The organism is Streptomyces sp. NBC_00503, from assembly GCF_036346895.1.
Lineage (GTDB): Bacteria > Actinomycetota > Actinomycetes > Streptomycetales > Streptomycetaceae > Streptomyces.
The window spans coordinates 2,404,444-2,424,347 of the sequence record NZ_CP107855.1 but is presented as its reverse complement, the minus strand read 5'-3'; the positions used below and the strand labels follow the sequence as shown (position 1 = coordinate 2,424,347).

Below are 19,904 nucleotides of genomic sequence, written 5' to 3'. Positions count from 1 at the left end.
CGGTGCTGCCGGCGGCTGGGGCCCGCGCTACCAGCGGCTGGGCGGCGGCGAGGTCAGCTGGTCCGCCAGCCGCGCCAGCCGGTCCCGGAAGCGCCCGGGCCCGCGCTGCACGGGCAGGCTGTTCTCCCCGGCCGCCGCGCTGACCAGGTGCTGCACGGTGTCCAGGTCCAGCTCGGCGGCGGCACCGGGCACCGACAGCGCCTCGTGCGCGAGCGTCCCCAGATCCGGATCCCCGCCGTCCAGGGACAGGACGGTCGCCCCCGCGCGCCGGGCGTCGTGGACCCGCTCCAACAGCCCCTCGCCGGGCCGCTCCGGAGCCACCACCAGCAGGGTGTGCCCGCGCCGGGCCGCCTCCAGCCGGCTCAGGCCGACCGACAGGTGCGGGGCGTCACCGGGCAGCACGTGGTGGCGTACGAGCGTGGGCGCCAGCTCGGGCAGGCCCGACCAGGCGGCCTCGTCGACCAGGTGCGCGGCCAGGTGCCAGGGCTCGTACGACTCGGTACCGACGAGCAGCAGGTTTCCGCCGGCCGGCACGACCGACCGCCGCAACGTCACGGCGAACCGCCTCGCGGCACCGGGCCACTCCGTACCGGCGAGCACCTCGCGCAGCAGCGCGACCCTCACGGCATCCATACCGGCATCCTGCCGCATAGAAGGGACATACGGGAGCCGTTCCTCCGCATCCGCCCCCTCCCGGGAATCTCCGTGGATCTCACATCCACCGTGCGTTCGACTCTGGGGGTCCCGGCATTACCCTCGCCCCCATGACCTCCACAGACAGCACGCAGCAGCCCCCCGCGAAGGCTCCCGCCAAGGACCCGTGGGACCTCCCCGACGTCTCCGGCCTCGTCGTGGGCGTCCTCGGCGGCACCGGGGACCAGGGCCGTGGCCTGGCCTACCGGCTCGCACGCGCCGGCCAGAAGGTGATCATCGGCTCCCGCGCGGCCGACCGGGCGCGGACCGCCGCCGACGAGCTCGGCCTCGGTGTGGAGGGCGCGGACAACGCCGAATGCGCGCGCCGCAGCGACATCGTGATCATCGCGGTGCCGTGGGAGGGCCACGCCAAGACCCTGGAATCGCTGCGCGAGGACCTCGTCGGCAAGCTCGTGGTGGACTGCGTCAACCCGCTCGGCTTCGACAAGCAGGGCGCGTACGCCCTCCAGGTCGAAGAGGGCAGCGCGGCCCAGCAGGCCGCCGCCCTCCTGCCGGACTCCCGCGTCACGGCGGCCTTCCACCACCTCTCGGCGGTCCTCCTCCAGGACGAGTCGGTCGACGAGATCGACACCGACGTGATGGTCCTCGGCGAGGTCCGCGCCGACACGGACATCGTCCAGGCCCTGGCCGCCCGCATCCCGGGCATGCGCGGAGTCTTCGCCGGCCGCCTGCGCAACGCCCACCAGGTCGAATCCCTGGTGGCCAACCTCATCTCCACCAACCGCCGCTACAAGGCCCACGCGGGCCTGCGCGTCACGGACGTCTGAGCCCCCACCGCTCGCACGCCCCGCCGTACGAAGGCCCCAGCCCCGGAGGCCTTCGTACGGCCGGGCCGTCAGCTCCGGCGTCCGCCGCGCCCCTCGACCGGGCCCAGGTGGGCCACCACGCCCCGGAAGAACCGGTCCACGGCATCGTCCACGCTGCGGATGAACCCGGACTCGGTGTTGCCGCGGGTGCTTCCCATGCCCTTGAGCAGCGACAGCCGGAAGCCGGTGACCGCCGCACCGTCGACGGGCAGCAGGTCGCCCGGTTCCGGCCGCAGCCGCTCCAGGGTGCCGCGCGGCCCGTTCCCGGCCTCGACCAGGCTCTCCACGTGCAGATCGGCCGGAGCCTCGGCGAGCAGCCGCACCAGCCGCTTCACCGTGGCCAGCGGGTACGCGCCCTCGGGGGCCGGCACGTCCACGGACGTACGGACCTTCGAGGTCCTCAGGTCGGCGCTCACGGCGATGACGCTGCTGGTCCCGTCGATGCGCAGCTCCGCGGAGAGCTTCCCCTCGGCGCACAGCCGCTCCGCCGCCGCGACCCGCCTGGCCTGCGGATCGCTGCCCCGCCGGGCCCGCTGCACGGGGAGCGCCTTCTGGCCGAGTTCCCCGCCGAGCCGCAGGCAGACCTGGCGGACGAGCTTCTCCCAGCTCTCCACGACTTCCACGGCGCGCGCGTCGCCCCGGCTGAGGGTTTCCTCCTCGATGCCGTTGCGTACGGGCACCCAGGCGGCGCCCATGTTCTGGAATCCGTGGCAGCCCGACTGCTCGTGCTGGAGGTACTCCAGCAGCTCTTGCAGGAGCCAGGCGTGCGCCGCGTTGCCCACGCCCTCGTGCCGGATCAGTATCTGTGCCTGGTGGGCGACCTCGGCCCAGGAGAGGTGCCAGAGGCTGACCTTGTGCTTGCGGCGGCCGTCGACCTTCACGTCCACCATGGCGCGGCCTTCGAGGGCCACGTCGTTGGAGAGGGTGATCACGGCCTCGTAGCCGCGGCGCGTGGCGATGTCCATGTACTGCTGGATCTGCTCGGGCTTGAGGGGGTTGCCGTTCGTCTTCGTCTCCACGAGCGCCGTCCACAGCTTGCCCGCGCGCTCCACCCGGATCACCCCGTCGGGACGCCGCGGGGTGTCCCCGTGGGGGAGGGAGCCGTGCGGAAGGGAGACCTCGGTGAAGGTCTGCATCCGGCCGGCGGGCGCGCCGAACCCGGCGGTGAGGCGGCGGCCGAACTCCGGTACCTGCGCCATGACCGACAGCAGCACCGAGGTGGCGCGCACCTCGCGCTCCTTGTCGCTCTTGAGCGAGGGGACGGGGAACAGGCGGGCCTGGCTCCAGGAGTCGTTCTCGGCGAGGGAGTTCTTGGTCACCTTGGGCAGGGTGACCTTCTTCCTGGTCGTACGGGGTCCACGGCCGCGGGTCTGGGCCGGTACGACGGCGGGGGCGGGGGTGGCGGCCGCTGCGGGGTCCGGGTCCGGTTCCGTGGCAGGGGTCGGGGTCGGTCCGGCCTCCCCGGGCGGCTGCACGGCCTCGGGTGCCGCCGCGGCTTCCCCGCCCGCCCCGGCCTCCTCGTCCTGCTCCGTCTCCTCGGCCTCTTCCAGCACCGGAATGCCGAAGTCGGTGGCCAGACCGGCGAGCCCGGACTCGTAGCCCTGGCCGACCGCGCGGAACTTCCACTCCTCGCCGCGCCGGTACAGCTCGCCGAAGATGAAGGCCGTCTCCACGCCCGCGTCGTCGATCGAGTACCCGACCAGCGGTTCTCCGGAGCGGTCCGCGACCGTCATCCGCAGATCGTCGAGGTCCCCGAAGCGGGCGCCGCCGTACCGGCTGGCCGCCACGACGATCCGGGCGACCTCCTCGGGAACCGCCGTCAGGTCCACACTGATGCGGTCCTCGTCGCCGTTGTCGGTCGGCGTCTTGCCCAGCAGCTGCACGCTGCCGTCGGCCGCCGCCGGGTTGTTGTAGAAGTAGAAGTCGTTCTCGCTGCGGATCTTGTCGTTCCCGTCCAGCAGCAGCACCGAGACGTCGGCGTCCCCGGCCCCCGAGGCGCTGGTCCAGCTCAGGCTCACCACGACCGCGCCGGCGTCCTCGCTGAGGGCGGTCAGGCTGACGTTGGCGCCCTTTGTGATCTCCTGCATTTCTTCCCCCCGGCGGCCCGGCATCGTCCATGGCGGACCGAGGCGGCCGGGCTCTGCATCTGTGTGTGTCGCTGTGCGTCGTGGGCACTGCACGTACGGTGCGCCCCCGGCGAACCGTAAACCGTGGCGGAGGAAAAGATCACGAGAAGGCGGAAAACAGCCGGACGGGAGCACGCCGGGGCATGGGGGACACTGGAGGGGCTTGAACCGCTTCAGTGTCTTCGAGGAGCTCCAGACATGCCCCGCCTTGCCGTCTTCGCCGTTGTCCTCTGCGTCCTGGCCGTGGCCGCGGCCGTCGTTTCCTTCGTGGAGGGCAGCCTGCTCGGGATCGTGTGGGTGCTGATGGCCGGCATCACGTCGAACATGGCCTGGTTCTACGTGCGCAAGGCGAAGATCGACAAGGCGCGCAGCAACGCGGGCTAGGGCTTCGCTCTACGAGGCCGTGCAGAAGCCGTTGGCGTCCTGCCAGAACCGGTAGAGGTCGCGGCCGCAGTAGCTCTCCAGGTCGCTCACGCCCAGCGCGGACAGCAGCCCGTCCACCACGCCGAAGAAGTACGCGTTGACCTCCGGGATCCACAGCAGCGCGAAGACGGCCAGCAGTCCGAACGGGGCCAGCGGGGCCACCTCGCGGCGTACGCGGTGGGAGAGCCAGGGCTCGATGATGCCGTAGCCGTCGAGGCCGGGAACGGGCAGGAAGTTCAGGATCGCCGCCGAGACCTGGAGCAGGGCGAGGAAGGCGAGCGCGAAGCGGAACGCCATCGGGACACCGTCCAGGGCGTCCAGCCAGAACGGGGCCGTGCAGACGACCGCGAAGGCCACGTTCGTCAGCGGGCCCGCCGCCGAGATGAGGCTGTGCCGCCAGCGGCCCTCGATCCGGTCGCGCTCGATGTACACCGCGCCGCCGGGCAGGCCCAGGCCGCCCATGATCACGAAGAGCACCGGCAGGACGATGCTGAGCAGCGCGTGCGTGTACTTGAGGGGGTTCAGGGTCAGATAGCCCTTGGCGCCGACGCTGAGGTCCCCGCTGTGCAGGGCGGTACGGGCGTGCGCGTACTCGTGCAGGCAGAGGGAGACGATCCACGCCGCCGTGACGAAGAGGAACACCGCCAGCCCGGTGCTGGTCGAGTACCCCGTCCACACCGCCCATCCGGTCACCGCCATGACGGCGAAGATGCCGATGAAGACGGGACTGATCCGCCGCTCGCTGCGGTCGTGACTACGGTTGACGCTCCCCAGGTGACCCATGCGGCGAACCTATCCCGTGGACGGAGCAGGAGGGGCCCCGGGGGCAGGGACAATGGGCCGGTGCGCTACGCGATCCTCGGCACCACCCAGGCCATCCGCGACGACGGGAGCACGCTCCCCGTCGGCGGAGCGCGGCTGCGCGCGCTCCTGACCGCGCTCGCGCTGAGGCCGGGTCGGGCGGTGCCCGCGGCCTCCCTCGTCGCCGAGGTGTGGGACGGGGACCCGCCGGCCGATGCGGTGGCCGCGCTCCAGGCGCTGGTGGGCCGGCTGCGGCGGGCGCTGGGACACGAGCACGTGCGGTCGGGGGAGGACGGCTACCTGCTCGTCGCCGCCCGCGAGGACGTGGACCTCTACCGCTTCGAGCGGCTCGCGCGGCAGGCGGCCTCGGCCGACGATCCGGCCGAAGCGGCCGCCCTGTACGACGAGGCCCTCGCGCTGTGGCGCGGCGAGGCCCTGCACGACCTCCCCGACCGGACGGCGGAGGCCGCCCGCTGGGAGGCGCTACGGCTGGACGCGCGCCGGGGCCGGCTGGGCGCGGCCCTGGCGCTGGGCGAGGCGGAGGCCGCGCTGCCGGAGCTGACCGCGCTGTGTGCCGGGCTGCCGCTGGACGAGCCGTTGCAGGCCCTGCGGATCCGGGCGCTGCGCGACGCGGGCCGCCCGGCGGAGGCGCTGGCCGCCTTCGAGGAGGTCAGGCGCAGCCTCTCGGACCAGCTGGGCACCACCCCGGGCCAGGCCCTGCGCACCCTGCACGCGGCCCTGCTGAGCCCGGCGGCCGCTGCTGCGGCCCCGACGCCGACCCCGGCCACCCAGGCGGCCCCGACCACCCAGGCCCAGGCCTCAGCCCCGGATCCCGTCGCGGGGAGCCCCGTACCGGCCGGGCAGGGCAATCTGCGCGCCCGGCTGACCACTTTCGTCGGCCGGGAGGACGACATCCGGGTCATCGGGGCCGATCTCGCGCGGGCCCGGCTCGTCACGCTGCTCGGACCCGGCGGGGCGGGGAAGACGAGGCTGTCGCAGGAGGCCGCCGAAGCCCATGCCGGGGACGGCTGGCCCGACGGGGTGTGGTTCGTGGAGCTGGCCCCCATCGACGGACCGGCCGGACCGGCCGGTCCGGGCGCCGACTCCGACCCCGCGGAGGCCGCCGGGGCTGCCGAGGACCTCGCCGAAGACGTGGCCGAAGACGTGGCCGAGGCGGGCCTCGCCGCGCTCGGAGCCCGCGAGACCAAGCTGCGCGGTGCCTCCGCCGAGGAGATGCGGGTCCTGACCGACCGCGCCGGGGACAGCGCCCTCGACCGGCTCGCGGAGCACTGCGCACGGCGCCGGATGCTGCTGATCCTCGACAACTGCGAGCACGTGATCGAGGCCGCCGCGGGCCTCGCCGAGCGGATCCTCACCCACTGCCCCGGCGTGCAGATCCTCGCGACCAGCCGCGAACCCCTCGGCGTGCCCGGGGAGATGCTGCGCCCCGTGGAACCGCTGCCCGACCCCGTCGCGCTGCGCCTGCTCGACGACCGCGGTTCCGCCGCCCGCGCCGGGTTCACCATCGACGAGGATCCGGCCTCGGCCGTGGAGATCTGCCGCCGCCTGGACGGTCTGCCGCTGGCGATCGAGCTGGCGGCGGCCCGGTTGCGACTGCTGACTCCGCGGCAGATCGCGGACCGTCTGGACGACCGTTTCCGGCTCCTGACCAGTGGTTCCCGTACGCTCCTGCCGCGTCAGCAGACGCTCCGCGCGGTGGTGGACTGGTCCTGGGACCTCCTGGACGAGCCCGAGCGCACGGTCCTGCGCCGCCTGTCCGTCTTCGCGGGCGGCTGTGATCTGACGGCGGCGGAGGCGGTCTGCGCCGAGGACGGGGACCTGGACGTCGCGGACCTCCTCGGCTCCCTCGTCGACAAGTCCCTGGTCGTCGCCGCCCCCGGCCCCGACGGCAGCGGCATGCGCTACCGGCTCCTGGAGACCGTCGGCGAGTACGCCGCCGAGCGGCTCGCCGCGGCCGCCGGCGACCAGGAGGCCACCGAGCGCCGCCACCTCGTCCACTACCGCGAACTCGCCCGCGCCACCGACCCGCAGCTGCGCGGTCGCGGCCAGCGGGCCGCCGCCCAGCGGCTCGCCACCGAGTACGAGAACCTGCGTACCGCCCTGCGCCGAGCCGTCGGCCTGCGCGACGCGGGCGAAGTGCTCTGCCTGATCCACTCGTTGTACTGGTACTGGCACATGCACGATCTGCGCACCGAGATGCGGCACTGGTCCAACGCGGCGAGCACCTTCGGCCCGGACCCCTTCCTGCCGCCCGCCGTCCCCGCGGAGCCCGTGTACGAACAGATCGTGGACAGCCCACCGCCGTACACCGGGGAGCTCCTCACCGAGGGCTGGCGCGGTGTCCGCCTCATCCAGCTCGCCGCCCGCGACCAGAACAACGAGAGCTGGTACGCGCCTTCGATCCGGCTCCGGATCGAAGGCATGATCAAGGTCTACGGCCCCGGCCTGCCGCAGATCTGCCGCAATCCCGGCGGGCTGTGGATGTACGCCGTCATGCTCTTCGGGGATCCGCAGCTGCTCCGCCGCGTGGTCGACGAAACCGTGGCCACCACCCGCCGGCTCGGCCACCCCTGGGAACTGGCCTCCGCGCTCCAGCTGCGCGCCAACATCCTCGCCAACCGCGCCGACTGGGCCGGCAACGCCGCCCGGGACGCCGAGGAGAGCCTGGCCCTCTTCGAGGAGATCGGCGACGACTGGGGCTGCGCGGAGGCCCTCTCGGCCCGCGCCGAAGCCCGTGAGAAGAGCGGCGAGCACACGCTGGCCGCCGAGGACTACCGGGCGGCCGTCGTGCACGCCGAACGGCTCGGCGCCAAGGCCCAGGTGACGGTCCTGCGGGTCCGCATGGCCGGGGCCCTCCTGGAGAACGGCGACGGCGCGTTGGCCGAGGAGATCCTCACCGGGATCCTGAACACCCCGCAGCGCTACGGCAACGAGGCCATGCCCGCCGCCCGGATGTTCCTCGCGACCCGGCTGGGCTTCACCGGCCGGATCCCCGAGGCCCGCGCCCAGATCCAGAACCTGCGCGAGGACTTCGCGTTCGGGGCCTACGCCCTCTTCGACGCCTTCCTGATGGGCATCCTGGCCTGGCTGGACATCGAGGAGGGCCGGTACGAGGACGCCCTGGCCCAGGCCCGCAAGGCGCTGGAGGCGGTGGAGGATCCGCTCGCCGCCATGGTCGCTCCCCAGATGCGGGCCGTGTACCTGATGACGGGGGCCGACGCGCACGCCGGTCTGGGCGGCGAGGAGCACGCCCGGACGGCGGCGGTGCTGCTCGGGGCCTACCGGGCCCATCTGCCGACGGCCCACGTGCCCGTCAGGATGGAACGCGAGTGCGCCGCCCGGGCCACGGGGCGGGTGCGGGCCGCGCTGGGCGAAGCCGCGTACGAGTCCGCGTACGCCGAAGGCGGCCGCCTCGCGATGGAGGAGGCCGCCGCCCTCGTCTGATCCGGTCCCTCTGTTCTCACGGCCCGTCCGGGACGCGATCCGCACGGACCGCCCGGATCAGGTCTTCTGGCGGAACTTGCGGATGGCCAGCGGCATGGTGACCGCGGTGATCGCCACCGACCAGCCCAGGGTCATCAGGACGGAGTGGCCGACCGGGCCGCCGTTGATCAGCCCGCGGGCCGCGTCGGCCAGGTTGGACAGCGGGTTGTAGTCCGTGAAGGACTGCAGCCAGCCGGGCATCGTGGACGGCGGGGCGAAGATCGAGCTGCCGAACTGCAGCGGCATCAGGACCAGCATCGCCATGCCCTGGACGGCCTGCGCGGTCTTCATGGTCAGACCGAGCAGGATGAAGATCCACATCAGCGAGGCGCCGAAGACCGCCGCCAGGCCGATGGACAGGAACAGGTCCAGGACCGAGGTCTTGATCGACAGGCCGAGGATGAAGCCCACGGTGAGCAGGATCGCGATGGCGACCATCATGCGGCCGATCTCGACCACGATCTTCGCGATGAGCACGGACGACCGGGCGATCGGCATGGACCGGAAGCGGTCCATCACGCCCTTCTTGAAGTCGTCGTTGACGCCGGTGCCGACGCCCATCGCGATGTTCATGCCCATCATGGCCATCAGGCCGGGCACCACGTAGTTGACGTACTCCGCCTGGTTGCCCTTGCCGGAGATCGCGCCGCCGAAGACGAACACGAACAGCAGCGTGAAGATGATCGGCATGAACAGGACGTCGAACATCGACTCGGGGTCCTGCTTGATCTGCAGGGCGTTGCGGCGCACCAGGGCGCCGATGTGCCGCAGGTTGGCCCGCAGGCCGATCCGGCCCTCGCCGTCCGGAACGGTGCGCTGCGCCCTGGAGGGCGCGGGGGCGCTGGGCTTCGTCGTGGTTACGGTGCTCATGCCGCGACCTCCTCGGTCTGCTCGGTGGGGATACGGTCTTCGGTCGCGGAGGGCTTCTGGCCGGTGATGGCCAGGAACACCTCGTCGAGGCTGGGCAGGTAGGTGCCGAGGTCCGCGATCGGGTAGCCGCGGGCGGCCAGCAGGCCTACCACCGCGGTGAGCTGCTCGTCGCTGAGGATCGGGACCAGCAGGACGCCCTCGTCGGGTACGGCCTGGGTGCCGGCGATCCCGTCGAGCCCGGCCTCGGCGAGGGAGCGGGCCATGCCCGGCAGATCGGCGGAGGAGACGGGGCGGATCTTCAGCGTGCGGCCGCCGACCTGCGCCTTCAGCTCGTCGACCTTGCCGTTGGCGATGACCTTGCCGCGGTCGACGACCGTCAGCTCGCTGGCGAGCTGCTCGGCCTCCTCCATGTACTGGGTGGTGAGCAGGACGGTGGCCCCCTCGGCGACCATCCGCTGCACCTCGTCCCAGACCTCGTTGCGGGTACGGGGGTCCAGACCGGTGGTCGGCTCGTCCAGGTAGAGCACGGCCGGGCTGCCGATCATCGAGGCGGCCAGGTCGAGCCGGCGGCGCATGCCGCCGGAGTAGTGCATGGCCGCCTTCTTCGCGGCCTCCGTGAGGGAGAACCGCTCCAGCAGCTCGTCGGCGCGGGCCTTGGCGTCCTTGCGGGACAGGTCCAGCAGCCGGCCGATCATGTAGAGGTTCTCCCGGCCGGAGAGCTTCTCGTCGACCGAGGCGTACTGGCCGGTCAGACCTATGGTGCGGCGCAGCTGCCGGGGCTGGCGGACCACGTCGTACCCGGCGACGAAGGCCGTTCCGGAGTCGGGGACCTCGAGGGTGGACAGGCAGCGCACCAGGGTGGTCTTGCCGGCGCCGTTGGGGCCGAGCACCCCGTGGACGGTGCCCTCGCGGACATCGAGGTCCACACCGTCGAGGGCTTTGGTCTCGCCGTAGTGCTTGACCAGCCCCCGCACCTGTACGGCGTGCGAGCCGTTCGGGGGAATGTTGTCGTTTCGCGTCATGTCCACCATGGGACCACCCGTCACTGACAAAGCACCGACAGGCAACCGACAGGCGACCGACGGCCCGCCGACAGGGGTGTCGGCGGGCCGTCGGTCGGACTGTCCCACTAGTGGAAGGCGTGCTCCGCCTGCGGGAACGTTCCGCCGACCACGTCCTCGGCGAAGGCCTTCGCCGCGTCGCCCATGGTCTGGCGGATGTTCGCGTACTGCTTGACGAAGCGCGGCAGCTTTCCGCTGGTCAGCCCCATCATGTCCGTCCACACCAGCACCTGGGCGTCGCACTCCGAGCCCGCGCCGATGCCGACCGTCGGGATGTGCAGGGACCGGGTGACCTCGGCGGCCAGCTCGGCCGGGACCAGCTCCAGCACCACCGCGAAGGCACCCGCGTCCTGCGCCGCCTTCGCGTCGCGCAGCAGCTGGTGCGCGGCCTCGTCGCCGCGGCCCTGGACCCGGTAGCCCATGGCGTTCACGGACTGCGGGGTCAGGCCCAGGTGGGACATGACCGGGATGCCGGACTGGACGATCAGCTCCGTCTGGGCCAGCGAGCGCTCGCCGCCCTCCAGCTTGACCGCGCCGACCCCGGCGTCCTTGACGAGCCGGGTGGCACTGCGCAGGGCCTGTACGGGGCCCTCCTGGTACGAGCCGAACGGCAGGTCACCGACGATCAGGGCCCGGCTGGTGCCCCGTACGACGGCCGCCGAAAGGATGGTCATCTCGTCCATCGTGACCGGGACGGTGGTCTCGTAGCCGAGGTGACAGTTGCCCATGGAGTCGCCGACGAGCATGACCGGGATGCCGGCCTCGTCGAACACGGACGCGGTCATCGCGTCGTAGGCGGTGAGCATGGGCCACTTCTCGCCGCGTTCCTTGGCGAGGGTGAGGTCGCGGACGGTGATGCGCCGGGTGCCCGTGCCTCCGTACAGCGTGGCGGAGGCGGCTTCGCGGGCAGGCGAAACGGCATGCGTCATTGCAACTGCTCCTTGATGTTCATCTCGAGGCACCCTTACGGCGTCCCCGGACTCACCCACCATGGTGGCACTCGTCCGGCCCGGCGGGGAAGTGCCACGAAGCCCGGTTCGTCCGCCGTTCGTCACACTCCAGACCCGCCCGAGGCCCGCTCCGGGCCCGCGCCCGGTGCCCGCCCGGTCCGTACCGGCCAATGTGCGCGTTTCGTGACAAGCGGAACCCAGGCCGCTCGCCCGTTCGTCCTCCCGGACGTACGGCCGAGACAATCGGCACGGAACGCTCCGCATATCGCCTAGGGTCAAGAGGCGGGGACGGAGCGCGAGCACGGCAGCGAGGGCAGTGGCATGGCACAGGCGTACAAGACGGAGATGGGGAGCGACGGCTCGGAGCCCGAGCCCTCCCGCACCGGCTTCCCGCGCCGGCTGGCCGATCTGCGGGGCGACCGCGGCATCTGGCGCCGCGGCATCGTGCTGGCGGCCCTCGCGGTGCTGCTCTGCCTCGTCATGCTCTTCCACGCCGAGCTGCCCAACGACATCGGCAACCTCGGCAGCCTCACCGAGACCTTCCTGCCCTGGCTCGGCCTGGCCGTCCCCGTCCTCTTCGCCGCCGCGGTCTTCCGCAGGTCCGCGACCGCCCTCATCGCGATACTGCTGACCGCCGCCGTCTGGGTGAACCTCTTCGGCGGCCTGGTCACCGACAAGGCCCGCGCGGGCGGCAACCTCACGGTCGCCACCCACAACGTCGACGCCGACAACCCCGACCCCGCCGGCACCGCCGCGTCGGTCGCCAAGTCCGGAGCCGACGTCCTGGCCCTGACCGAGCTCAAGGGCAGCGCCGTCCCCGTCTACGAGAAGGCCCTGGCGGACACGTACGAGTACCACGCGGTCGAAGGCACCGTCGGCCTGTGGAGCAAGTACCCGCTGGTCTCCAGCCAGCCCGTCGACATCAAGATGGGCTGGACCCGGGCGATGCGCGCCACCGTCCGGACCCCGAACGGGGAGGTGGCGGCCTTCGTCGCGCACCTGCCCTCGGTCCGGGTCAAGCTCAACGCCGGTTTCACCGCCAACCAGCGCGACAACAGCGCCGACGCCCTGGGCGCCGCGCTCGCCGCGGAACCGCTCAAGCGGGTCATCCTGCTCGGCGACCTCAACGGCACGGTCAACGACCGGGCCCTGTCCGAGGTCACCTCGCAGCTGCGTTCCACCCAGGGCGCGTCCGGCGACGGCTTCGGCTTCAGCTGGCCCGCGCAGTTCCCGATGGCCCGCATCGACCAGATCCTGGTCCGCGGGGTCACCCCGGAGGCCTCCTGGACGCTGCCCCGCACGGGCAGCGACCACCTTCCGATCGCCGCCCGGGTCACGGTCAAGCCGTAGGCCCGTAGGCCCGTAGCCCCGTAGGGCCGGGGCTACGCCTGCTCGCGCCAGCCGTTCGTGATGGGCAGCCGGCGGTCCTTGCCGAAGCCCTTCGCGGAGATCTTCGTGCCCGGCGGGTACTGCCGGCGCTTGTACTCGGCGGTGTCCACCATCCGCAGGGTCCTGGCGACCAGCTCGCGGTCGTAGCCGGCCGCGACGATCGCCTCCAGGCCCTGGTCGCGGTCCACGTACAGCTCCAGGATCCCGTCCAGGACCGGGTAGTCCGGCAGCGAGTCCGTGTCCACCTGCCCCGGGCGCAGCTCGGCGCTCGGCGGCTTCACGATGGAGTTCTCCGGGATCGGCGGGGTCTCGCCGCGCTCGGCCGCCGCCCGGTTGCGGTACTCCGCCAGCCGGAAGACGTCCGTCTTGTAGACGTCCTTGATCGGGCCGTACGCGCCCACCGAGTCGCCGTACAGGGTGGAGTAGCCGACGGCCAGCTCCGACTTGTTGCCCGGGGCCAGCACGATGTGGCCCTCCTCGTTGGAGACCGCCATCAGCATGGTGCCGCGCAGCCGGGACTGGAGGTTCTCCTCGGCGAGCCCGGTCAGGCCCAGCGATCCCATGTAGGCGTCGAACATCGGCTCGATCGGCACGGTCCGGAACCGCAGCCCGGTCCGCTCGGCCAGGTCGGCGGCGTCGCCCTTGGAGTGGTCAGAGGAGTACTTCGAGGGCATCGAGATGCCGTACACGTTCTGCGCGCCGATCGCGTCGCAGGCGATGGCGGCCACGAGCGCCGAGTCGATGCCGCCGGAGAGACCGATCAGGACCGAGTGGAAACCGTTCTTGCGGACGTATGCGCGCAGGCCCACGACCAGGGCGTCGTAGATCTCCTCGTCGTCGTCCAGGCGCTCCGCGTAGCCGCCGGTCACGACCGCCTCGTACGGTTCCACCGGCTCCTCGGAGAGGATCACGCGGTCGATGCGCAGGCCGTCGTCCACGGTGCCCTCGACCGGGGTGGCCGGGGCGGCGGGGAGGTCGAGGTCGATGAGCACGCAGCCCTCGGAGAACTGCGGGGCGCGCGCGATGACCTCTCCCGCGGAGTCCACGACGATCGAGTCGCCGTCGAAGACCAGCTCGTCCTGGCCGCCGATCATCGCCAGGTAGGCGAGGGTGCAGCCGGCCTCCTGGGCGCGTTTGCGCACCAGTTCGAGGCGCAGGTCGTCCTTGTTGCGCTCGTACGGGGACGCGTTGATCGAGATCAGCAGCCCGGCCCCGGCGGACCGGGTGGCGGGGACGCGCCCGCCCTCCTGCCAGAGGTCCTCGCAGATGGCCAGGGCCACGTCGATCCCGCGCACCCGGACGACCGGCTGGGTGTCGCCCGGCACGAAGTAGCGGAACTCGTCGAAGACCCCGTAGTTGGGGAGGTGGTGCTTGGCGAAGCGCAGGACGACCTTCCCGCCGTGCAGGACGGCCGCCGCGTTCTCCGGGGACCCCGCCGGGCGGCCGAGCCTGGGCGCGGCCTTCTCCGTACGGTCGAGGTAGCCGACGACGACCGGGAGGTCGCCGAAGCCCTCGGCCGCGAGGCGCTCCGCGAGTTCGCGCAGCGCCGTACGGGAGGCTTCGACGAAGGAACCGCGCAGGGCGAGGTCCTCGACGGGGTACCCGGTCAGCATCATCTCCGGGAACGCCACCAGGTGGGCGCCCTGTTCGGCGGAGTGCCGGGTCCAGTGCACGACCGAGTCGGCGTTGGCGGCGATGTTGCCGACATGCGAGTCGATCTGATTCAGAGCGAGACGAAGTTGAGGCACGGAGCCACTCTAATCGTCTTTCTGACGCGATGTCCTGGACATCGCCGGTTCAGCCGGTTCAGCCGATCGGACCGGCGTACTTCACGGAGGGCAGACGGCCGCCCGGGGTGATGTCGGCGGTCAGGTTCGCGGTGCCCTTGGGGACCTCGTAGGCGATGACTCCCGTCGCCGAGGCGCCCGGCAGGATGTCGCCCTTGACCATCTTCGGCATGTCCCCGTCGAAGACCATCTTGCCGGCCAGGCCCTGCTCGTCGCGGAGGTTGGGCACCGAGTAGATGACTTCGAGGGTCTCGGCCGAGTTGTTGGTGATCGTGAGGGTCACCTGAACCGCGTTGCCCACCTTGATGTACTCGTTGTCGGTGACGTACTTCTTCGGCGCCGACAGCTTCACCTCGACCCCGCTCGGGTACTTGAAGGTCTCGCCGAACGGCAGCGCGCTGGTCATGCCGGGCTTCTGGGTCGGCGAGGGGGACGGAGTCGGCTTCGCCGGGTAGCTGGGGTAGACCGGGAGGGGGTCCTCGTCCCAGCGACCCTCGGAGATCGACTCGTCGAGCTTGCCGACGAGGGCCTGGGTGAGGGCGTAGCCGCCGACCGATGCGCCCATGGCGACGATGCCGAGGACGGTTCCCACCACGGCCATCGTGCCGCGCGGGGCGCCGGAGCGGGACCGGACGACGGCCGCGATGCCGAGTCCGAGGCCGGTCGCGCCGAGCAGGGCGCCGGCCCAGAAGAGGAACGGGATGAGCCCGACCACGATGCCGAGCAGGCCGAGGACCAGGGCCGCGACGGCCATGCCGTTGGCGGGGGGCGGGGGAGCCGGGTAGCCGAACTGCGATGCCGGGTAGGCGCCGTTGGCGGGCGCGGACCAGGGGTTGGCAGGGGCGCCGGGGCCGCCGGGCGCACCCGGGCCGGGGGCGCCGTACGGGGCTGCGTACGGGGCTGCGTACGCGGGCGCCGCGGGGGCGGTCGGCGGGGCGGGGCTGACGGGCGCGAAGGGGGTCGGGGCCGGGGCCGGAGCGGCGGCGGGTGCCTGGGCGGGAGCCTGGGCCGGCGCGGCCGGGGCGGGGGCCTCGGCGGGGGCTTCGGCGGGTGCCTCGGGCCGGCTGTCGGCCGGGGCCTCGGGGGCCGCAGGGGCCGGAGGTGCGTCGGCAGGGGCCGCCGCATCGGCCGGGGGCTTGGTGAGCGACAGGGGCTGCGCCGGTGCCGGTATGGATGCCGCCTCGGGTATGGAGACGCCCGCGGGCTCCGTCGGCGGGCCGGACGGGGTGCTGGGCTGGTTCGGCGGGGTGCTCATACCGGCGGGAAGTCCTTCAGTTCGCAAGCGGCGCGTGACGATCACCAGCCTGTCATGGACGCGCGCCCGTGCGCCCGGCATTTCGGCAGGGTGCGGGCCCGCGGGGCCCGGCGGGGCACCGGCGCCGGGCCCGGTCCCCGCGCGGCGCCCACCCGGTACCGGGCCGGTACCGGGTGGGCGGTGCCTAGCGCTGGTAGCCGAGGACCGTCATCATCCCGGCCTCCGAGTGGTAGACGTTGTGGCAATGCACCATCCACAGGCCGGGGTTGTCGGCGTCGAAGTCCACCGTCAGCTTTCCGCCGGGCAGGATCGCCGCCGTGTCCTTGCGGGCCCCGCCCGCCCCGCCGCCGAGGGCGAAGGTGTGTCCGTGCAGGTGGAGCGGGTGCCACATCGTTGTGGAGTTGTTGAACTCCAGCCGGACCCGTTCCCCGGCCTTCACCGGATGCCGCTGGTCCGGCGCGTACGGCTTGCCGTCGAAGGCCCAGTCGTAGGCGGCCATGCCGCCGGTCAGCTTGATCCGCACCGTACGGTCCGGCTCGCGCGCGGCGAGCGCCACCGGCTCGGCGGCCTTGAGCCCGTCCGCCGTCAGCGGCCGCCCGGACAGCTCGGCGGGCCGGGTCGCGGCGGTCGGCGCCGCCCCCGATCCGGTGCGCAGCAGCGCGAGCGCCGAGGCCGATTCCCCCTTGCCCTCGGCGAGCGCGGTCAGTGGGAACACCCCGTCGCCCGCCGTCACCAGGACGTCGTACCGCTCGCCCATGCCCAGGAGCAGCGAGCGCGCCGTGGTGTGCTGGACGGGGAACCCGTCGGTGTGGGTGACCGTCAGCTCGTGGCCGCCCAGGGCGATCCGGAAGGCGGTGTCCCCGCCCGCGTTGACGATGCGGAGCCGGATCCGGTCGCCGGGGCGGGCGGTGAAGACCGCAGGGTCCTCGGGGGTGCGGCCGTTGACCAGGTAGTGCGGGTACGCGACATCGCCCGCGTCCTTGCCGAGGACCTCGCTGTCGCCGCCCATGAGGATGCGGGACGGGCCTGCGGAGGCCGGGGCCGAGGGGGCGGCCGGGGCGCTGGGCATGCTCATGGAGCCGTGGCCCGCGTGGCCGCCGCCGTCCGAGCCCATGACCATGCCCTTGCGGAGCTCGGCGAGCACGGAGTCGGGGGTGGAGCCGTCCACCCCGTCGAGCCAGTCGTCCAGGACCACCACCCACTCCTTGTCGTAGGAGAGGGGCTCCTTGGGGTCCTCGACGATCAGCGGCGCGTACAGCCCACGGTCCTGCTGGACCCCGGAGTGCGGGTGGAACCAGTACGTCCCCGGGTGCGGGACGGCGAACTCGTAGCTGAACGAGCCGCCCGGGGCGATGTCCCGCTGGGTCAGCCCCGGGACCCCGTCCATGTCGTTGCGCAGGGCCAGGCCGTGCCAGTGCAGGGAGGTGGCCTCGGGGAGGTTGTTGGCCAGGGTCAGGGCGAGGGTGCCGCCCGCGGTGACCCGCACTTCCTGGCCGGGGAGCCGGTCCCCGTACGCCCAGGTGCGCACGGAACGGCCGCCGCCGAGGTCGAGCGGGGTGGCGGTGGCCGTCAGCCGGACCTCGGTGCGCGGGCCGGTGGCCTTGCGGGCGGCCTCGGCGGCCCGGACTTCGGGCCCGGCCGGGTCCATGTAGCCGCCGGGGGTGGCGCGTGAGGAGCCGTCCATGGAACCGGAGCCGGAACCGGAGCCGTGGTCCATGCCGGCCATGCCGGAACCGGAGCCCGAACAGGCGGCGAGCAGCCCGGACCCGGCGAGGGCCGCGCCGGCGCCGAGCACGGCGCGGCGGGACGGGGTCGGGGTCGGGGAGGGAGCGGGTGAGAAGGGGGAACGCATGGCGGAACACCTCGTGATGGCGTGGCGCGGGCAGGTGGGCACCGTCTGCCGCCGCCCCGCAGGCGTGCGGGGGCGACGACGGGGCCCGGCCTATACGCGCTGCACCGCCAGCAGGGTGAGGAGTTCGCGGGGTGGCGGCGGGTCCGGACCGCCCGACCGGCCCGGCGCACGGGCCGCGCCCCCGAGCGGCGCGGCACGGCGCGGGCCGGCCAGTCCGGCTCCGAGGATCAGCAGGGTGAGCGCGCCGAGTACGGCGAGACACACCGACATGGGGTCCATGCCGGTGTGGGGGCGCGGGGCTTCGGCGGCGGCCGTTTCCGGGAGTGCCGCGGCGGCCGGTTCCGGGGCCGTGGCGTGTGCGGCGGCGCCGGTGACGCCGGTGGCGGAGTGTGCGGCGGTGGTGTGGTCCGGCGCCGATCCGGAGGGGGCGTGTGCGGCCGCGGGAACGATGCGGACGGCCGGTACGTCATCCATGACGTGTACGTCATCCATGGCGTGGGCCTGAGTCGGATGGCCCAGCGTGTGCATGCTCACGATGCCCAGCAGCAGCGCGGCGAGCAGGAGCAGCCGGGTCCACCGGACAGCTTCTCGCTCAGTACGCAGGGCAGGGCGCGTCATGGGCGGAACCCTACCCGGGGTGGGTATCCGATCGTAGGACCGGGCCCGGCCGTGTTTAGGATTAGTCCGACTATGTCCGTAAAGGCCTGTTCTTGAAGCCGTGAAGTCCTGGAAGTCCGTGAACAGCAGTCCTTCCCCCGCCGGAGCGCAGAGGCCCGGAATGCCGATGCCCGGAGCGCCGACGGCCGGAGCCCGTGCCGTAGCCCTGCTCATCGGCCTCGGCGCCGCCGCCTACACCGCGTGGGTCCTCGAAGTCGTGCTCTCCACGGGCCTCAACCCCATCGAGACGTACGTCAGCGAACTCGCCGCCCAGGACCAGCCGCTCGGCGGCCTGTTCCGGGCCACCGACTTCACCGCGGGCCTCCTCGCCTTCTTCGGCGGCCTCCTGGCCCTGGCCCGCCTCCCGCGGCACGCCGAATCCCGCCGCTTCTGGTCCGTCACCGGCTGGGCCGGAGTCACCCTCTTCGGTGCGTCCACCGCCGCCGACGCCTGGCTGCCGCTCAGCTGCGCGCCGACCGTGGACCCCGTGTGCGCGGCCCGGGAGACCGCCGGACTGGTCCCCGCCACCCATCAGGCGCATGCCATCAGCAGCAGCCTCGCGATGACGGGTGCGCTCGTCGGGACAGTGGCCCTCACGCTCGCCGCCCGCCGCTACGGCCGCTTCGCCCCGCTCGCCCGGTTCGGCCCCGCGCTCGTCGGGCTGGAGCTGGTCGCCACCGTCTGGACCCTGACCGCCATCGCCATGTTCACCGCCGGGCACGGCACCTGGGCCCTCGGCGCGGGGCAGCGGCTCCAGGTGCTGTTCGTGGCCGTGTGGCTGGGCCTGCTCGCATACTCCGTCCACCAGGAGCGCCGCACGTGACCGGGGTGTTCGTGCGCGTCGGCGGAGTCCCGCTGCACGTCGTGGTCGAGGGCAGCGGTCCGCCCGTGGTGCTCAGCGCCGGGCTCGCCATGGCCTGGTTCGACTGGGACTCCGTGGCCGAGCTGCTCGTCGCCGCCGGCCGCACCGTCATCCGCTTCGACCGGCCGGGGCACGGGCTCAGCGCCCCCGCAGCCCGGCCGCCGAGCGCCGGGGGAGAGGCCGACCGGATCGCCGGGCTGCTGGACGCGCTGGGACTGGGCAAGGTCCCCGTCACCCTCGCCGGGCACTCCATCGCCGGTTTCCACGCCGAGGCCTTCGCCCGGCTCTACCCGGGGCGCACCGCGGCCGTCGTACTGGTCGACAGCAGCATCGAGGAGCGCCCCCGTACCGTCCTGTCGGCCTCCGTGCGGACCGCCACCGCGCGTGTCCTCGGCGTGGCCCTGACCGCCGCGGGAGCGCCCGCCGCGCTGGGGCCGTCGGCCCGGCGGGCCGCCGTACGGGGCTCCCGCACGGGCGGCGCGGACCCGGCCGCGCCCGATCTCGTACGCCGCTGCTACCGGACCGGCCGTGTCTGGCGCGGAATCCTGCTGGAGAACTCCCGCTACTTGGACGTCGCCGCCGAGGTACTGGCGCTGCGCGCGGAGCGCCCGCTGACCGTGCCCGCCACCGTCCTGGCCGGCTACGACGGCACCGCGCGCGGCCCGGCGCTGGCCTGGCTGGCGCGTCAGGCGGAGCTGGCCGACCGGATCGGCGCCCGCTTCGAGGTCGCGGACCCGGCGGGCCACCTGGTCATGCTGGACCGCCCGCACCAAGTGGCACGGGCGGTCCTCGGCGCACCGGAGTCGACGGGGTCTGGGGCGCCCTAGGTAGGGCGGCCTGGGGCGGC

General features: G+C 73.0%; 15 protein-coding genes and 1 pseudogene. 6 read left to right on the top strand and 10 right to left on the bottom strand.

All coding sequences use genetic code 11. The annotated features are described in order from the left end of the window. Nucleotides 1-27: 27 nt before the first annotated feature. Nucleotides 28-633 (bottom strand): hypothetical protein, encoded by a 606-nt coding sequence (locus OG490_RS11290; protein ID WP_330296150.1) that lies wholly within the window; start codon nucleotides 631-633, stop codon nucleotides 28-30. A gap of 131 nt (nucleotides 634-764) precedes the next feature. Between OG490_RS11290 and npdG the strand changes: the two genes are divergently transcribed. Continuing rightward, on the top strand, nucleotides 765-1,481 hold the full coding sequence (gene npdG / locus OG490_RS11285; protein WP_330296149.1) for an NADPH-dependent F420 reductase: 717 nt from the start codon (nucleotides 765-767) through the stop codon (nucleotides 1,479-1,481). 68 nt (nucleotides 1,482-1,549) lie between these two features. Here npdG and OG490_RS11280 read toward each other — a convergent pair whose 3' ends face one another. Then, nucleotides 1,550-3,607, bottom strand: coding sequence for a TerD family protein (locus OG490_RS11280; RefSeq protein WP_330296148.1), 2,058 nt, complete (start codon nucleotides 3,605-3,607; stop codon nucleotides 1,550-1,552). A gap of 237 nt (nucleotides 3,608-3,844) precedes the next feature. On the opposite strand from OG490_RS11280, the gene OG490_RS11275 reads away from it, so the two are divergent. After that, nucleotides 3,845-4,030 (top strand): hypothetical protein, encoded by a 186-nt coding sequence (locus OG490_RS11275; protein WP_330296147.1) that lies wholly within the window; start codon nucleotides 3,845-3,847, stop codon nucleotides 4,028-4,030. 9 nt (nucleotides 4,031-4,039) lie between these two features. Here the strand turns inward: OG490_RS11275 and OG490_RS11270 are convergent, their stop codons facing one another. Further along, entirely contained in the window at nucleotides 4,040-4,852 is an 813-nt protein-coding gene (locus OG490_RS11270) for a site-2 protease family protein (RefSeq protein ID WP_330296146.1), read from the bottom strand. A 60-nt stretch (nucleotides 4,853-4,912) separates the two neighbouring features. Between OG490_RS11270 and OG490_RS11265 the strand changes: the two genes are divergently transcribed. Then, on the top strand, nucleotides 4,913-8,335 hold the full coding sequence (locus OG490_RS11265) for an AfsR/SARP family transcriptional regulator (protein ID WP_330296145.1): 3,423 nt from the start codon (nucleotides 4,913-4,915) through the stop codon (nucleotides 8,333-8,335). A 57-nt stretch (nucleotides 8,336-8,392) separates the two neighbouring features. Here the strand turns inward: OG490_RS11265 and OG490_RS11260 are convergent, their stop codons facing one another. The 3 genes from OG490_RS11260 to panB form a co-directional block, all read right to left on the bottom strand. Then, nucleotides 8,393-9,244 carry an ABC transporter permease gene (locus OG490_RS11260; RefSeq protein WP_330296144.1) on the bottom strand — a complete coding sequence of 284 codons (852 nt, stop codon included), beginning with the start codon at nucleotides 9,242-9,244 and terminating at the stop codon, nucleotides 8,393-8,395. Further along, a complete protein-coding gene (locus OG490_RS11255; RefSeq protein WP_330296143.1) occupies nucleotides 9,241-10,275 on the bottom strand; it encodes an ATP-binding cassette domain-containing protein in 1,035 nt (344 codons plus the stop codon). The genes OG490_RS11260 and OG490_RS11255 overlap by 4 nt, the downstream gene beginning before the upstream one ends. A gap of 98 nt (nucleotides 10,276-10,373) precedes the next feature. Further along, nucleotides 10,374-11,234 carry a 3-methyl-2-oxobutanoate hydroxymethyltransferase gene (gene panB / locus OG490_RS11250; RefSeq protein ID WP_330296142.1) on the bottom strand — a complete coding sequence of 287 codons (861 nt, stop codon included), beginning with the start codon at nucleotides 11,232-11,234 and terminating at the stop codon, nucleotides 10,374-10,376. A 425-nt stretch (nucleotides 11,235-11,659) separates the two neighbouring features. Here panB and OG490_RS11245 point away from each other — a divergent pair. Next, a pseudogene (locus OG490_RS11245) lies at nucleotides 11,660-12,605 on the top strand (endonuclease/exonuclease/phosphatase family protein); the annotation flags it as partial. Between the two features lie 32 nt (nucleotides 12,606-12,637). Here OG490_RS11245 and OG490_RS11240 read toward each other — a convergent pair. The 4 genes from OG490_RS11240 to OG490_RS11225 form a co-directional block, all read right to left on the bottom strand. Beyond that, on the bottom strand, nucleotides 12,638-14,392 hold the full coding sequence (locus OG490_RS11240) for an NAD+ synthase (RefSeq protein ID WP_330296140.1): 1,755 nt from the start codon (nucleotides 14,390-14,392) through the stop codon (nucleotides 12,638-12,640). Nucleotides 14,393-14,450: 58 nt separating this feature from the next. After that, complete coding sequence (locus tag OG490_RS11235; RefSeq protein WP_330296139.1) at nucleotides 14,451-15,686, bottom strand: DUF4352 domain-containing protein; 1,236 nt, start codon at nucleotides 15,684-15,686, stop codon at nucleotides 14,451-14,453. Nucleotides 15,687-15,870: 184 nt separating this feature from the next. After that, the gene (locus OG490_RS11230; RefSeq protein WP_330296138.1) at nucleotides 15,871-17,538 is read right to left on the bottom strand and encodes a multicopper oxidase family protein; all 1,668 of its coding nucleotides are present in this window, start codon (nucleotides 17,536-17,538) and stop codon (nucleotides 15,871-15,873) included. A gap of 90 nt (nucleotides 17,539-17,628) precedes the next feature. Beyond that, nucleotides 17,629-18,156, bottom strand: coding sequence for a hypothetical protein (locus tag OG490_RS11225; protein WP_330296137.1), 528 nt, complete (start codon nucleotides 18,154-18,156; stop codon nucleotides 17,629-17,631). 166 nt (nucleotides 18,157-18,322) lie between these two features. Between OG490_RS11225 and OG490_RS11220 the strand changes: the two genes are divergently transcribed. Both OG490_RS11220 and OG490_RS11215 read left to right on the top strand, forming a co-directional pair. Beyond that, nucleotides 18,323-19,018 (top strand): DUF998 domain-containing protein, encoded by a 696-nt coding sequence (locus OG490_RS11220; RefSeq protein WP_330300883.1) that lies wholly within the window; start codon nucleotides 18,323-18,325, stop codon nucleotides 19,016-19,018. Then, nucleotides 19,015-19,884: an alpha/beta fold hydrolase gene (locus OG490_RS11215; RefSeq protein WP_330296136.1), complete on the top strand. Its 870-nt coding sequence runs from the start codon at nucleotides 19,015-19,017 to the stop codon at nucleotides 19,882-19,884. The genes OG490_RS11220 and OG490_RS11215 overlap by 4 nt, the downstream gene beginning before the upstream one ends. Nucleotides 19,885-19,904 lie beyond the last annotated feature (20 nt).

Bases quoted from the DNA above. Each gene is read 5' to 3' on its own strand.
- OG490_RS11290 (WP_330296150.1), bottom strand. From the start codon at position 633: ATGGATGCCGTGAGGGTCGCGCTGCTGCGCGAGGTGCTCGCCGGTACG.
- npdG (WP_330296149.1), top strand. From the start codon at position 765: ATGACCTCCACAGACAGCACGCAGCAGCCCCCCGCGAAGGCTCCCGCC.
- OG490_RS11280 (WP_330296148.1), bottom strand. From the start codon at position 3,607: ATGCAGGAGATCACAAAGGGCGCCAACGTCAGCCTGACCGCCCTCAGC.
- OG490_RS11275 (WP_330296147.1), top strand. From the start codon at position 3,845: ATGCCCCGCCTTGCCGTCTTCGCCGTTGTCCTCTGCGTCCTGGCCGTG.
- OG490_RS11270 (WP_330296146.1), bottom strand. From the start codon at position 4,852: ATGGGTCACCTGGGGAGCGTCAACCGTAGTCACGACCGCAGCGAGCGG.
- OG490_RS11260 (WP_330296144.1), bottom strand. From the start codon at position 9,244: ATGAGCACCGTAACCACGACGAAGCCCAGCGCCCCCGCGCCCTCCAGG.
- OG490_RS11255 (WP_330296143.1), bottom strand. From the start codon at position 10,275: ATGGTGGACATGACGCGAAACGACAACATTCCCCCGAACGGCTCGCAC.
- panB (WP_330296142.1), bottom strand. From the start codon at position 11,234: ATGACGCATGCCGTTTCGCCTGCCCGCGAAGCCGCCTCCGCCACGCTG.
- OG490_RS11235 (WP_330296139.1), bottom strand. From the start codon at position 15,686: ATGAGCACCCCGCCGAACCAGCCCAGCACCCCGTCCGGCCCGCCGACG.
- OG490_RS11230 (WP_330296138.1), bottom strand. From the start codon at position 17,538: ATGCGTTCCCCCTTCTCACCCGCTCCCTCCCCGACCCCGACCCCGTCC.
- OG490_RS11225 (WP_330296137.1), bottom strand. From the start codon at position 18,156: ATGACGCGCCCTGCCCTGCGTACTGAGCGAGAAGCTGTCCGGTGGACC.
- OG490_RS11220 (WP_330300883.1), top strand. From the start codon at position 18,323: ATGCCCGGAGCGCCGACGGCCGGAGCCCGTGCCGTAGCCCTGCTCATC.